This is a genomic window from Streptomyces sp. NPDC041940, from assembly GCF_055589465.1.
This window is the reverse complement of record NZ_JBVJBP010000013.1, coordinates 180,234-193,089: the sequence shown is the minus strand read 5'-3', so window position 1 is coordinate 193,089 and position 12,856 is coordinate 180,234. Positions and strand designations below refer to the sequence as shown.

General features: G+C 69.7%; 10 protein-coding genes and 1 riboswitch. Of the genes, 2 read left to right on the top strand and 8 right to left on the bottom strand.

What is annotated here, in order from left to right:
- The first annotated feature begins 363 nt into the window (after positions 1 to 363).
- On the top strand, positions 364 to 1,134 hold the full coding sequence (locus tag ACZ6I3_RS22970; protein WP_189726760.1) for an ABC transporter ATP-binding protein: 771 nt from the start codon (positions 364 to 366) through the stop codon (positions 1,132 to 1,134).
- Positions 1,135 to 1,172: 38 nt separating this feature from the next.
- Entirely contained in the window at positions 1,173 to 3,704 is a 2,532-nt protein-coding gene (locus tag ACZ6I3_RS22965; RefSeq protein ID WP_469416924.1) for an ABC transporter permease, read from the top strand.
- Positions 3,705 to 3,758: 54 nt separating this feature from the next.
- Here ACZ6I3_RS22965 and ACZ6I3_RS22960 read toward each other — a convergent pair whose 3' ends face one another.
- The 8 genes from ACZ6I3_RS22960 to ACZ6I3_RS22925 all read right to left on the bottom strand — a co-directional run bounded on the left by ACZ6I3_RS22960 (position 3,759) and on the right by ACZ6I3_RS22925 (position 12,839).
- Positions 3,759 to 5,051 carry a class I SAM-dependent methyltransferase gene (locus tag ACZ6I3_RS22960; RefSeq protein WP_469416922.1) on the bottom strand — a complete coding sequence of 431 codons (1,293 nt, stop codon included), beginning with the start codon at positions 5,049 to 5,051 and terminating at the stop codon, positions 3,759 to 3,761.
- A gap of 204 nt (positions 5,052 to 5,255) precedes the next feature.
- Positions 5,256 to 6,644 (bottom strand): NAD(P)/FAD-dependent oxidoreductase, encoded by a 1,389-nt coding sequence (locus tag ACZ6I3_RS22955; protein ID WP_184598197.1) that lies wholly within the window; start codon positions 6,642 to 6,644, stop codon positions 5,256 to 5,258.
- Positions 6,645 to 7,065: 421 nt separating this feature from the next.
- A complete protein-coding gene (locus tag ACZ6I3_RS22950; RefSeq protein WP_469416920.1) occupies positions 7,066 to 8,007 on the bottom strand; it encodes a Ppx/GppA phosphatase family protein in 942 nt (313 codons plus the stop codon).
- Positions 8,004 to 8,543 carry a DUF501 domain-containing protein gene (locus tag ACZ6I3_RS22945; RefSeq protein ID WP_469416918.1) on the bottom strand — a complete coding sequence of 180 codons (540 nt, stop codon included), beginning with the start codon at positions 8,541 to 8,543 and terminating at the stop codon, positions 8,004 to 8,006. The genes ACZ6I3_RS22950 and ACZ6I3_RS22945 overlap by 4 nt, the downstream gene beginning before the upstream one ends.
- Before the next feature lie 65 nt (positions 8,544 to 8,608).
- Positions 8,609 to 9,085, bottom strand: a complete 477-nt coding sequence (locus ACZ6I3_RS22940; protein ID WP_376390706.1) for an FtsB family cell division protein — start codon at positions 9,083 to 9,085, stop codon at positions 8,609 to 8,611.
- Between the two features lie 120 nt (positions 9,086 to 9,205).
- Positions 9,206 to 10,486: a phosphopyruvate hydratase gene (eno, locus tag ACZ6I3_RS22935; protein WP_399018164.1), complete on the bottom strand. Its 1,281-nt coding sequence runs from the start codon at positions 10,484 to 10,486 to the stop codon at positions 9,206 to 9,208.
- 283 nt (positions 10,487 to 10,769) lie between these two features.
- Entirely contained in the window at positions 10,770 to 11,471 is a 702-nt protein-coding gene (locus ACZ6I3_RS22930; RefSeq protein ID WP_469416915.1) for a transglycosylase family protein, read from the bottom strand.
- A 4-nt stretch (positions 11,472 to 11,475) separates the two neighbouring features.
- A riboswitch (cyclic di-AMP (ydaO/yuaA leader) is annotated at positions 11,476 to 11,642 on the bottom strand.
- Between the two features lie 228 nt (positions 11,643 to 11,870).
- Complete coding sequence (locus tag ACZ6I3_RS22925; RefSeq protein ID WP_469416913.1) at positions 11,871 to 12,839, bottom strand: transglycosylase family protein; 969 nt, start codon at positions 12,837 to 12,839, stop codon at positions 11,871 to 11,873.
- Positions 12,840 to 12,856 lie beyond the last annotated feature (17 nt).

Sequence of the window (12,856 nt, the reverse complement as noted above, 5' to 3'; positions counted from 1 at the left end):
AGCGGAAGCACGGACCGATGTTGTCTTATTTTATTGACGTCTGAGGGTGCATCAGCACACGGAACACGCCATCCGCACTTGCCAATAGCCTTGCGTGCGGCGGTGGGCACCGCATACGGAATGACGGAATTTCACCGCCCGAACGAGGGCACTCCACCTGTTCTCGACATCTGGACCGCTCAGGTCGCCGACACCGGGGCCGCTCAGGGGCGTTCGTCATCCCCAGGTATGACCCGGCCGCGCCCGGTCAGTCTGAAGTCGGCCCCCGGAACGGGAACTGCGGGTGACTACACGGCGGCGGGGGACCCGGACGATGGATCACATCCCCCTGACCGCATCACCGTCCGACAGGAGTGCCATCCCGTGACCACCGCTTCCCTCGCCGACCGGGCCACCACCGTGGCCGCGCGCGCCACGGATCTGTCGAAGATCTACGGGCAGGGTGAGACCCAGGTGGTCGCCCTGGACCGGGTCTCCGCCGACTTCCGGCAGGCCGAGTTCACCGCGATCATGGGCCCCTCGGGCTCCGGCAAGTCGACCCTGATGCACTGTGTGGCCGGTCTCGACTCCTTCTCCTCCGGGTCGGTGCGCATCGGCGACACCGAGCTCGGCTCCCTGAAGGACAAGCAGCTGACCAAGCTGCGCCGGGACAAGATCGGCTTCATCTTCCAGGCGTTCAATCTGCTGCCGACCCTGACGGCCCTGGAGAACATCACCCTCCCGATGGACATCGCGGGCCGTAAGCCGGACAAGCAGTGGCTGGACTCCGTCATCCGGATGGTCGGCCTGGCGGACCGGCTGGGCCACCGGCCCTCGCAGCTGTCGGGCGGTCAGCAGCAGCGCGTCGCCGTGGCGCGGGCGCTGGCCTCCAAGCCCGAGATCATCTTCGGTGACGAGCCCACCGGAAACCTCGACTCGCGCTCCGGCGCCGAGGTGCTGGGCTTCCTGCGCAACTCCGTGCGGGAGCTGGGCCAGACGGTGGTGATGGTGACGCACGACCCGGTGGCCGCGGCCTACGCGGACCGGGTCGTCTTCCTCGCGGACGGCCGGATCGTGGACGAGATGCACGGGCCCACGGCCGACTCGGTGCTCGACCGGATGAAGGCGTTCGACGCCAAGGGCCGCACCAGCTGATCCCCCGTCAGGACCGACAGGACTGAGAAGAAGAACCCATGTTCCGTACCGCCTTGCGCAACGTGCTCGCGCACAAGGCCCGGCTCCTGATGACCGTCCTCGCCGTGATGCTCGGCGTGGCCTTCGTGTCGGGGACCCTGGTCTTCACCAACACCATCTCCGACGCCTTCCAGAAGAGCTCCGCCAAGGGCTTCGACCAGGTCGACGTCGCCATGACCTCCGACTACCAGGAATCCGAGGGCGACAAGGTCGGCAAGGTCCACGACCTGGACCGGGCCGTGCTCGACAAGAGCGAGCGGGTTCCCGGTGCCGCGTCCGCCATCGGGGTCGTGCAGGGCTTCACCGCCATCGCCGGCAAGGACGGAAAGCTGATCGGCGAGGGCTTCCAGTCGCAGGGCGGCAACTACTGGGGGGACAAGGACCCCCGCTACCCCTTGACGAGCGGGCACGCGCCCAAGGGCGCCGGTGAGATCCTCATCGACTCCGCGACGGCGAAGCGCGCCGGGTACGAGGTCGGTGACACCGTACGCATGTCGGTCGACGGGCCGGTCCTGACCCCGAAGATCGCCGGCATCTTCACCACCGACGACGGCAATGTCGCGGCCGGCGGCAGCCTGACCCTGTTCGACACGGCGACCGCGCAGCAGCAGTTCGGCAAGGCGGGCGTCTACGACCAGATCAACGTCAAGGCGAAGCCGGGCGTCTCGCAGGCCGCGCTCAAGGCGGAGCTGGACAAGGCGCTGCCCGAGGGCACCGTCCAGACCACCACCGGCAAGCAGCTCGCCGACGACCAGGCGGAGACCATCTCCCGGTCGATGAGCGGCATGCAGACGGCTCTGCTGGTCTTCGCCGGCATCGCCCTGTTCGTCGGCACGTTCATCATCGCCAACACCTTCACCATGCTGGTCGCCCAGCGGACCAAGGAGCTGGCGCTGATGCGGGCGGTCGGCGCCTCGCGCCGGCAGGTGACGCGGTCGGTGCTGATCGAGGCGTTCGTGGTCGGGGCGGTCGCCGCCGTGACCGGTCTGGTCGCGGGCATCGGCATCGGGGCCGGAATGCGCTCCCTGATGGGTTCGTTCGGCGCGACCGTGCCCGACGGCCCGCTGGTCATCGAGCCGGCCACGATCGCCGCCGCGTTCGCCGTCGGCATCCTGGTGACCATGCTGGCGGCGTGGCTGCCGGGCCGCCGGGCCGCGAAGATCCCGCCGGTCGCGGCCATGAGCAGCGTCCATGCCACGGCCACGACCAAGTCGCTGGTGCTGCGCAACACGCTGGGCACCCTGTTCTCGGCTGCGGGCATCGCGGTGGTCCTGATGGCCACGACCATGGACGGCTCGGACGGCCAGATGCCGATGGGCTTCGGCGCGGTGCTGCTGATCATCGGCGTGTTCATCCTGACCCCGCTGCTGTCCCGGCCGCTGATCGCCGCCGCTGCGCCGGTGCTGCGCGCCTTCGGCGTCTCCGGCAAGCTGGCCCGGCAGAACTCGGTGCGCAACCCGCGCCGTACGGCCGCCACCGCCTCCGCGCTGATGATCGGCCTGACCCTGATCACCGGTATGACGGTGACGGCGGGCAGCCTCCAGCAGGCCATCGACAAGATGGCGGCGTCCGCGATCAAGGCGGACTACGTGGTGTCCATGGCGAACGGCAACCCGCTCTCCCCGGACGTCGAGAAGAAGCTGAAGCAGACCGACGGCGTCACCGCCACCAGCGCGATGACCAACGCCATGGCCCGTGTCGACGGCAAGACCGACGAGTACCTGACCGGTGTCAACGGCGCCGCGATCGGCGAGCTGGCCGCTCCGAAGGTCGAGGACGGCTCGTTCGAGGTCGGCGGCTCCCAGGTCGTCGTGGACGGCACGACCGCCAAGGCCAACCACTGGAAGGCCGGTTCGAGCTTCAGCGTCGCCTTCGAGGACGGCAAGAAGCAGCGGTTCACCGTCGCCGGGACGTACGAGAGCAACGAGTACCTCAGCGGCATCCTGCTCGACCAGTCGGCGCTCGCGCCGCACACGTCCGACCCGTACGTCATGAAGGTCATGGCGAAGACCTCCGGCGGCCCGTCCGGCGCGGCCCAGGACAAGCTGGAGAAGGCCCTCGACAACAACCCGGCGATCAAGGTCCAGGACAAGCAGGACATCTCCAACGAGATCGCGCAGATGTTCACGCTGATGCTGAACATGCTCTACGGACTGCTCGCCATGGCCGTGATCGTGGCGGTCCTCGGGGTCATCAACACCCTGGCCATGTCGGTCTTCGAACGCTCCCAGGAGATCGGCATGCTCCGGGCGATCGGCCTGGACCGCAAGGGCATCAAGCGGATGGTCCGCATGGAGTCCCTGGTGATCTCGCTGTTCGGCGGGGTGCTGGGCATCGGCCTGGGCGTGTTCTTCGGCTGGGCGGCCGGCGAGCTGGTGGCCTCGAAGATGCCGACCTACGCGCTGGTCCTGCCCTGGGCGCGGATGGGTGTCTTCCTGCTGCTGGCCGCGACGGTGGGTGTCCTCGCGGCGCTGTGGCCGGCCCGGCGGGCGGCCCGGCTGAACATGCTGGAAGCGATCAAGGCGGAGTAGCGGGAACGACGGAGGCCCCCTTTCCCACCGGCGGGAGAGGGGGCCTTCGCCGTGTCAGTTCCAGGTACGGGTGCGCAGGGGCATGCCCGACTCCCCTGATTCGGGGGCCCGCACGGCCAGGACCTGGTTGACGCCGATGCGGTTGCGCTCGAAGGCGACGACGCAGGCGGCCATGTACAGGCGCCAGACGCGGGCGCGGCCGGGGCCGGTGAGCTGGACGGCACGCTCCCAGTCGGCCTCCAGGCGGGTGACCCACCGGCGCAGCGTGAGGGCGTAGTGCTCGCGGATCGACTCGACGTCGCGCACCTCGAACCCGGCGCGCTCCAGCTGGGTGACGGTGACGCCGATGGGCTGGAGTTCGCCGCCGGGGAAGACGTAGGAGTCGATGAACGCGTCGACCTCGTACGTCGTCTCGTCGCGCTGCGGGCGGCGGGCGATCTGGTGGTTCAGGAGCCGTCCGCCGGGCTTGAGCAGGTCGTACAGACCGTCGGCGTACTCCAGGTACCGCTCGGCGCCGACGTGTTCGGCCATGCCGATGGAGGAGATCGCGTCGTAGGGGCCGTCGCGGACGTCTCGGTAGTCCTGTACGCGGATCTCGATCCGGTCGGTGAGGCCCTCCTCGGCGACGCGCTTGCGGGCGTAGGCGGCCTGCTCCTGCGAGAGGGTGACGCCGACGACGCTCACGCCGTGCTCGCGGGCGGCGTGGATGGCCAGGGAGCCCCAGCCGCAGCCGACGTCCAGCAGCCGCTGACCGGGGCTCAGGCCGAGCTTGCGGCAGACGAGTTCGAGCTTGTCGCGCTGGGCCTGTTCGAGAGTGGCGTCGGGGCCGGGCCAGTAGGCGCAGGAGTACACCATGGACGGGCCGAGGACGATCTCGTAGAAGTCGTTGCCGACGTCGTAGTGGTGGCTGATGGCGCGTCTGTCGCTGCGCTTGGTGTGCAGGTGGCGGCGGGGGCCGCGGGCCTCCTCGGGGGGCGGGGCGGGCGGCAGCGGGGTCCCGGCGAGCTTGATGAACCCGCGTACGGCGGAGCGGACCTCTCGGTCGCGCAGGGCCTGGGTGAGGGTGCGGGCGTCCTCGCCGCGCTCCCAGATGTCTCCGGCGAGCAGGTCGAGGGTGGTGTAGAGGTCGCCCTCGATGTCCAGGTCGCCCGCCACCCAGGCGCGGGCCAGACCCAGTTCGCCCGGCTTCCACAGCAGGCGGCGCAGGGCGCGGCGGTTGTGCACGACCAGGGCGGGCGCGCCCGGCGGGCCCGCCTGCGAACCGTCCCAGGCGCGGATGCGCACCGGGGGCGGTGCTCCCAGCAACTGTGCGAAGAGGCCCTGCAGCCGCTGCGCGGCGTCTGCCATGGTGTACACCTCCGTGACGGGGAATCCCGGAATGTCCGACACCACGTAAACACCTGCGGGGCCCCACCGCAGTCCCCGGCACGCGTCATCTCTGAGCAAAGCCGCCACTTCGCCCACCCGGCGGCGGGTTCCGTACAACGCCGAAGGACCTCCCGCACCACGGATGGCGGGAGGTCCTTCGTCAGACGGGTGACCGGGGGAGGGTCAGGAGGCCTTGGCCTTCTCCTCGGTCTTCTCCTTCGGCGCGGCGGCGACCGGGGCCGGCTTGGCGGCCTCGTAGAACTCCTCGCGCGGCGTCTCCATCGCGCCGAGGGAGACGACCTCGCGCTTGAGGAACATCGCCAGGGTCCAGTCGGCGAAGACGCGGATCTTGCGGTTCCAGGTCGGCATCGCCAGACCGTGGTAGCCACGGTGCATGTACCAGGCGAGACGGCCCTTGAGCTTGATCTTCATCTTGCCCATGACGATCATCGCGACGCCCTTGTGGAGGCCGAGACCGGCCACCGCGCCCTTGTTGGCGTGGGCGTAGTCCTTCTGCGGGAAGCCCCGCATGCCGGAGACCACGTTGTCGCCGAGGACCCGGGCCTGGCGCAGCGCGTGCTGGGCGTTCGGCGGGCACCAGGCGTTCTCGTTGCCGGCCTTGCGGCCGACGAGGTCCGGGACCTGGGCGTTGTCGCCGGCGGCCCAGATGTAGTCGGTGCCCTTGACCTGGAGCGTCGGCTCGCAGTCGACGTGGCCGCGGGGGCCGAGGGGCAGGCCGTAGCGGGACAGGGCCGGGTTGGGCTTGACGCCGGCGGTCCAGACGATGGTGCTGGAGTCGACCTCGAGGCCGTTCTTCAGCACGACGTGGCCGTCGACGCAGGAGTCCATGGAGGTGGACAGGTAGACCTCGACGCCGCGGCCCTCGAGGTGCTCCTTGCCGTACTTGCCGAGCTTGGGACCGACCTCGGGGAGGATCTTGTCGGCGGCGTCGACCAGGATGAAGCGCATGTCCTCACGGGACACGTTCTTGTAGTACTTCGCCGCGTCGCGGGCCATGTCCTCGACCTCGCCGATGGTCTCCGCACCGGCGAATCCGCCGCCCACGAAGACGAAGGTGAGCGCCTTGCGGCGGATCTCCTCGTCGGTGGTGGAGTCGGCCTTGTCGAGCTGCTCCAGCACGTGGTTGCGCAGGCCGATGGCCTCCTCGACGCCCTTCATGCCGATGCCCTGCTCGGCGAGGCCGGGGATCGGGAAGGTGCGGGAGACCGCGCCGAGCGCGATCACCAGGTAGTCGAAGGGCAGCTCGTAGGCCTCGCCGACCAGCGGGGAGACCGTGGCGACCTTGCGGTCCTGGTCGATGGTGGTGACCCGGCCGGTGAGAACCTCCGCCTTGGGCAGCACGCGTCGCAGCGGGACGACGACGTGGCGCGGGGAGATGTTGCCGGCGGCGGCTTCGGGGAGGAAGGGCTGGTAGGTCATGTACGACCGGGGGTCGACGACCGTGACGGTCGCCTCTCCGTAGCGCATCTTCTTCTGGATGCGCCGAGCTGCGTACAGGCCTACGTACCCACCGCCTACTACGAGGATCCTGGGACGCTCCGTGGTGCTCATGCCATCGAGTATCCACCCGCCTCAGGGGGGTGGCTCGTGCGCCCCTTCACAAGCTCGGGCAGGGTGTGTGTTATCCTCCGCGGCTCGCGTGATCCATGTCATGGTGACAACCGGGATCCTTTGTGCACCCCGGACCGTTGTCAATGCCGCGTGAGCTGCCTCTCTGAGCGGAAAGGGCCTCCGTGAGGCCACCCCGGAGTCCCGCTCCGGGCTCCTTCCCCGGCACCTCCATACCATGCTTCTGAACATGTTCAAAGGCACCTTGGGGCCCCGGATGGGTCAACCGGACCCCTCTTGTCGCTCTCGCGGGCCGAATTCCTTGTGAAGAACTTCACGAACTTTTCCGACGAGCTGTCGCCGGGGGGTCCGTACGAGCCCCCCGGACGCGCTCAAACGTGATCCATGCCTGCTCAGAAGCGGGCTACGCGACCGACCACGCGATGCCGTCGAGGATGTCGTGCTCGCTCACCACGACCTCCTCGGCGCCGATCCGCTCCATGATCGACAGCAGTACGAGAGCCCCCGCGCCGATCACGTCGACCCGGCCCGGGTGCATGGAGGGCACGGCCGCGCGCTCGGCGTGGGTGGAGCGCAGCAACCACTCGGTGATCTCGCGGACCCGGGCGTGGGAGACGCGGGAGTGGTGGATGGCCTCCGAGTCGTACTCGGGCAGCTCCTGGGCGATCGCCGACACGGTCGTCACCGAACCGGCCAGGCCCACCAGTGTGCGGGCCTCGCGCAGCGGGACCGTCTCCTCGGCGAGGTCGAGGGCGGCCTCGATGTCCGCCCGCATCGCCGCGATCTGCTCCTTCGACGGCGGGTCGCTCACCACGCCGTCCCGGACCAGGTGGCGCTCGGTCATCCGGACGCAGCCGATGTCCACCGAGCGGGCCGCGCGCACCTGGTCGTCGCCGACCACGAACTCGGTCGAGCCGCCGCCGATGTCCACGACGAGGTAGGGCTCGGGGAGGTGGTCTCCCCCGGCGAGTTCCTTGGTGGCGCCGGTGAAGGAGAACTCGGCCTCCTGGTCCCCGGAGATCACCTCGGGCTCGACGCCCAGGATGTCCAGCACGCCGCGCACGAACTCGTCGCGGTTCTCGGCGTCCCGGGACGCCGAGGTCGCCACGAACCGCAGCCGCTCCGCCCCGTGCTCCTTGATGATCCCGGCGTACTCGCGGCACGCCGCGAAGGTCCGCCGCAGCGCCTCGGGGGCGAGCCGGCCGGTGCGGTCGACGCCCTGCCCGAGCCGCACGATCGTCATACGGCGGTCCAGGTCGACCAGCTCGCCGGTGGCCGGGTCGCAATCGGCGACCAGGAGCCGGATGGAGTTCGTACCGCAGTCCACGGCGGCGACACGGGTCACCGGTCGTCCTCCTCGGCGGTCGTCGCGCCCGTCACGCACGGGCCCTTGCGCCACCACTCCGGCAGCATCTCGATCGCCTCGTCGCCGAGCGGGTTCACCCCGGGTCCCGCGGCCAGCGAGTGGCCCACGAGCACGTGCAGGCACTTCACCCGGTCCGGCATGCCGCCCGCGCTCGGGAAGTTCTTCAGCTCCTCGATCTCGTCGCGGCGCCGGATGTAGTCCTCGTGCGCCGCCCGGTACGCCGCCGCCAGCTCCGGGTCCGAGGCCAGCCGCTCGGTCATCTCCTTCATCACGCCGTTCGCCTCCAGCGTGCCGATGGCCGAGGCGGCGCGCGGGCACGTCAGGTAGTACAGCGTCGGGAACGGCGTTCCGTCCGGCAGCCGGGGTGCCGTCTCGACGACGTCGGGCTGCCCGCACGGGCACCGGTGCGCGATCGCGCGCAGACCGCGCGGGGGCCGACCGAGCTGCTGCTTGAAGGCCTCGACGTCCGCGTCGGTGGGCTCGGTGCGCGGGGTGGTCGGCGGGGGCGTTTCCATGACTGTCTTCAGGCTGTCTTTCTTTGAGTCAGATATGAGTCGGACGACCGGCTGGGTCTCCGGAATCATCGGTCGGAGGCGTCGGACTTGTCGACGCCGTCCCACACGTTGGCGTACCAGGGGCGGTCGGCCGTCCCGAGCACGGCGTGCGACTGCCGCGCCGCGTGCGGGTCGACGACGATGAATCCCGTCTCCCCCGGCATGACGTAGTGCAACCGCTGCCGGATCTGCTGTTCCGCGTACGCGTCGTCCTGCCAGCGCGCCTTCTGGTCGCGCAGCCGTTCGACACGCTGCCGGGCCTGCTGCTGTTCGCGCTGGAGGTCGTCGATCTCGGCGCGCTGGGAGACGTACTCCCGCATCGGGTAGGCCAGCGCCACGATCAGCGTGCACATCACCAGGGCGAGCAGCGCGGCCCGGCCGGTCAGCCGGGAGCGGCGGGCCTGGCGCCGGGTCTGGGAGCGGTAGACCCGGGCCGCGGTCTGCTCGCCGAGCAGCCGGATCCTGGTCGCGGTGGAGAAACGGTCCCGGTCCTTCACGGCCATGGTCTCCCCGCTCTCCCGCTCCACCGTCCGACGCGCGTACGTCCCCGGACACGGTACGGGACCGAGTACGGGGACGTACGTACGACTGGCTCAGGCTTGACCCTTAACGGGTCACCCGGGTCAGCCCTTGAAGCGCGGGAAGGCGCTGCGGCCGGCGTAGACCGCCGCGTCGTCGAGGATCTCCTCGATGCGCAGCAGCTGGTTGTACTTGGCGACGCGCTCGGAGCGGGCCGGGGCGCCGGTCTTGATCTGGCCGCAGTTGGTGGCGACGGCCAGGTCGGCGATGGTGACGTCCTCGGTCTCGCCGGAGCGGTGGGACATCATGCACTTGAAGCCGTTGCGCTGGGCCAGCTCGACGGCGTCCAGGGTCTCGGTCAGCGAGCCGATCTGGTTGACCTTGACCAGCAGGGCGTTGGCGGCGTTCTCGTCGATGCCGCGGGCGAGGCGCTCGGGGTTGGTGACGAACAGGTCGTCGCCGACGATCTGGACCTTGTCGCCGAGCTTCTCGGTGAGGACCTTCCAGCCGTCCCAGTCATCCTCGAACAGCGGGTCCTCGATGGAGACGAGCGGGTACGCGTCGACGAGCTCGGCGTAGTACTCGGTCATCTCGGCGGCGGAGCGGGTCTTGCCCTCGAAGGTGTAGGCGCCGTCCTTGTAGAACTCGGACGCGGCCACGTCGAGGGCGAGGGCGATCTGCTCGCCGGGGGTGTAGCCGGCCTCCTTGATCGCCTCGAGGATGAGGTCGAGGGCCTCGCGGTTGGAGCCGAGGTTCGGGGCGAAGCCGCCCTCGTCGCCGAGGCCGGTGGCCAGGCCCTTGCTCTTCAGGACCTTCTTCAGCGTGTGGTAGACCTCGGCGCCCCAGCGCAGGGCCTCGGAGAAGGACTCCGCGCCGATCGGGGCGATCATGAACTCCTGGATGTCCACGTTGGAGTCGGCGTGCGAGCCGCCGTTCAGGATGTTCATCATCGGCACCGGGAGCAGGTGCGCGTTCGGGCCGCCCAGGTAGCGGAACAGCGGCAGGTCGCTGGCCTCGGAGGCGGCGTGGGCGACGGCGAGGGAGACGCCGAGGATGGCGTTGGCGCCGAGGGAGCCCTTGTTGTCGGTGGCGTCCAGGTCGAACATCGCCTGGTCGATCAGGCGCTGCTCGGTGGCGTCGTAGCCGACGAGCTCCGGGCCGATCTGCTCGATGACCGCGAGGACGGCCTTCTCCACACCCTTGCCGAGGTAGCGGTTCGAGTCGCCGTCACGCAGCTCGATGGCCTCGAAGGCGCCCGTGGAGGCGCCGGACGGGACGGCGGCACGACCGGTGCTGCCGTCGTCGAGGCCGACCTCGACCTCGACCGTGGGGTTGCCTCGGGAGTCCAGGATTTCCCGGGCTACGACGACGTCGATGGACGGCACGAGCATCTCCTTCTTATGTGACGCGGGTACGCGGGCCGCGGGGACCCGGCGAGGTGCGGGCCGTGGTGGCTCGCGACATGAGCCTAACCGGCTCGGGCCGATCGGCCACCGGGTCGCCCACCCCATGGACAGAACCGAGAGTAAATTGTTTCCGAACGGAACAAAGCCGGAACGCAAAGACCGGCAGAAAAAACCCCGCCCCGGTGCGTACGGGGGGAAGACGCACCGGAGCGGGGAGCCCGTGGGGACGGGGGCCGCCCCCTGAGGGGCGGAGGGCCGCTGCTTACTTCAGGTGCAGCTGCTGGCCCGGGTAGATGAGGTTGGCGTCCTCGACGATGTCCTTGTTCAGCTGGAACAGCTTCTCCCAGCCGCCCTCGACCTTCTTGTCCGCCGCGATCGAGCTCAGGGTGTCGCCCTTGGCCACCTTGTACTCGCCGTCGCCCTTCTTGACCTTCTTGCCGGTCGGGGTGGTGACGGTCTTCTTGGCGGCCGGACGCTCGTCGGAGCGGGAGGCCGGCTGCTGCTGGGTCTCGCGGGACTCGGTGCTCTGCTCGCTCTGCTGCGAGGAGCTGCCGGAGTCGCCGGAGTCGTTCGAGGAGGAGCCGCCGCCGCTGGCGTTCGACAGGCCCTTGCCGCAGACCGGCCAGGCACCCTTGCCCTGACCCGCGAGGACCTTCTCGCCGATCTCGATCTGCTGCGCCTTGGTGGCCTGGTCGGCGGTGGCGGCGTACTTGGTGCCGCCGTAGCCGGACCAGGTGGAGGCGGAGAACTGCAGACCGCCGTAGTAGCCGTTGCCGGTGTTGATGGACCAGTTGCCGCCGGCCTCGCACTGGGCGACGGCGTCCCACTCGGAGGCGGTGGCGGCGGAGGCGCCGCCGGCCGCCATCAGCGGGGCGGCGACAGCGGCACCGGTGACACCGGCGACGGCGATGGCACGGCTGGCCTTGGACGGACGACGGTGCTTGCCCTTGCTGGAAAACAGCATGGAAGGATCCCCTCACCGACGCCTGCGAGGTGAGCTGTCGGGTTCGGGCCGGTTGAGTTGCCCGGCCGCGTCCCTCCCGGGACACGGCTTCACCCCAAGCCCTTCCGGCGCAACTGGCCGGTCGGGCACCTACCTTGGGTCCCCCGCTCCTGCCTACGGCGCTTGACGCGACGACTGTTCCCGTACGGCCGCTGGCAGGATTCGGCGTTGCGGCAGCCGGGGCTCGTGGTGACGAGCGGTCCCGACCGTAGCCACGCGATCCGCCGAATTTCAAAGACGATCAGGGCTTCTGAGATCTATCTCTCACGGGCACCAAACGGGACATTCGCCGCGAAACATGACGCGAACTCGCGCGGTTTCGGGGCGACTTCCACCCCCGTTTCCGCACTGCCCGAACCGCTACTTCCCGTCCGCTTCGCCCTCTACCGTGAGCTTCTCACCGGGGCGGATGAGGTCCGGGTCGGCACCGACGGCCTTCTTGTTGCCGTCGTAGAGCTCGTGCCATCCGCCGGTGATGTCAAGGGAGTCGGCGATGGACCAGAGGCTGTCACCGATCCCCACGATGTAGGCGCCCTCCGACGAGTCACCGGAGCCCTCGTCGCCGCGGTCGTCGCGCGAGGCGTGACGACCGGTGGACTCGCCCGCGCGGCCGCTCTCGGACGCGGGGGTCTCGTCGGCGCTGGGGCCGCGATGGCGGCCGGAGCCGGTGTCGGTCTCGGCGGACGCCGAAGAGTCGTCGTCCTGCCGCGAGTTGTCGGACTTGCCAGGCTCGGGCGTCGCCGAGGGGGAGCTGTCGGGCTCCTGGTCCCCCGAGGCGGAATCCTCGGAGTCGGGCGACTTGTCGGACTTGGTGGATTCGTCCTTCGAGGTCGACGACTCGCCGGAAGACGACGAGCCGGACGACGAGGGGGACGACCCGAGCGAGTCGAGCAATCCGGATGAATCCGACGAATCAGATGAGTCGGACGAGCCGTCCGAGCCGGACGAGTTCTTGTCCTGCTCGAGGCCGGAGAGCAGCCCGCAGGTGCGCCAGGCGCCGGCTCCCTGGTCGGCGAGGATTCTCTCGGCCACGGCTATCTGCTGGGAACGGCTGGCCAGGTCGGCGCTCGGGGCGTAGTCGAGCCCGCCGTTGTTCTCCCAGTCCTCCTGCGACAACTGCAGGCCGCCGAAGTAGCCGTTGCCGCTGTTCTGGCTCCAGGCGCCGCCGGTCTCGCAGTCCGCGATCCGGTCCCAGGTCGTGCCGTCGGCCGCGCTGGCGCCGGTGGCTCCGAGGAGCGGGATCGCGATGGCGGAGCCGGTCACTCCGGCCGCGACGAGGAGAGCCGGAGCCTGGCGGGGGCGACGGTGCCGACCGTTCCCGGAGAGCATACGGAGACCTTTCGCGA

Excerpts from the sequence above, each read along its gene's own strand:
- ACZ6I3_RS22925 (WP_469416913.1), bottom strand. The coding sequence starts at position 12,839 with ATGCTCTCCGGGAACGGTCGGCACCGTCGCCCCCGCCAGGCTCCGGCT.
- ACZ6I3_RS22955 (WP_184598197.1), bottom strand. The coding sequence starts at position 6,644 with ATGAGCACCACGGAGCGTCCCAGGATCCTCGTAGTAGGCGGTGGGTAC.
- ACZ6I3_RS22940 (WP_376390706.1), bottom strand. The coding sequence starts at position 9,085 with ATGGCCGTGAAGGACCGGGACCGTTTCTCCACCGCGACCAGGATCCGG.
- ACZ6I3_RS22960 (WP_469416922.1), bottom strand. The coding sequence starts at position 5,051 with ATGGCAGACGCCGCGCAGCGGCTGCAGGGCCTCTTCGCACAGTTGCTG.
- ACZ6I3_RS22945 (WP_469416918.1), bottom strand. The coding sequence starts at position 8,543 with ATGGAAACGCCCCCGCCGACCACCCCGCGCACCGAGCCCACCGACGCG.
- ACZ6I3_RS22965 (WP_469416924.1), top strand. The coding sequence starts at position 1,173 with ATGTTCCGTACCGCCTTGCGCAACGTGCTCGCGCACAAGGCCCGGCTC.
- ACZ6I3_RS22930 (WP_469416915.1), bottom strand. The coding sequence starts at position 11,471 with ATGCTGTTTTCCAGCAAGGGCAAGCACCGTCGTCCGTCCAAGGCCAGC.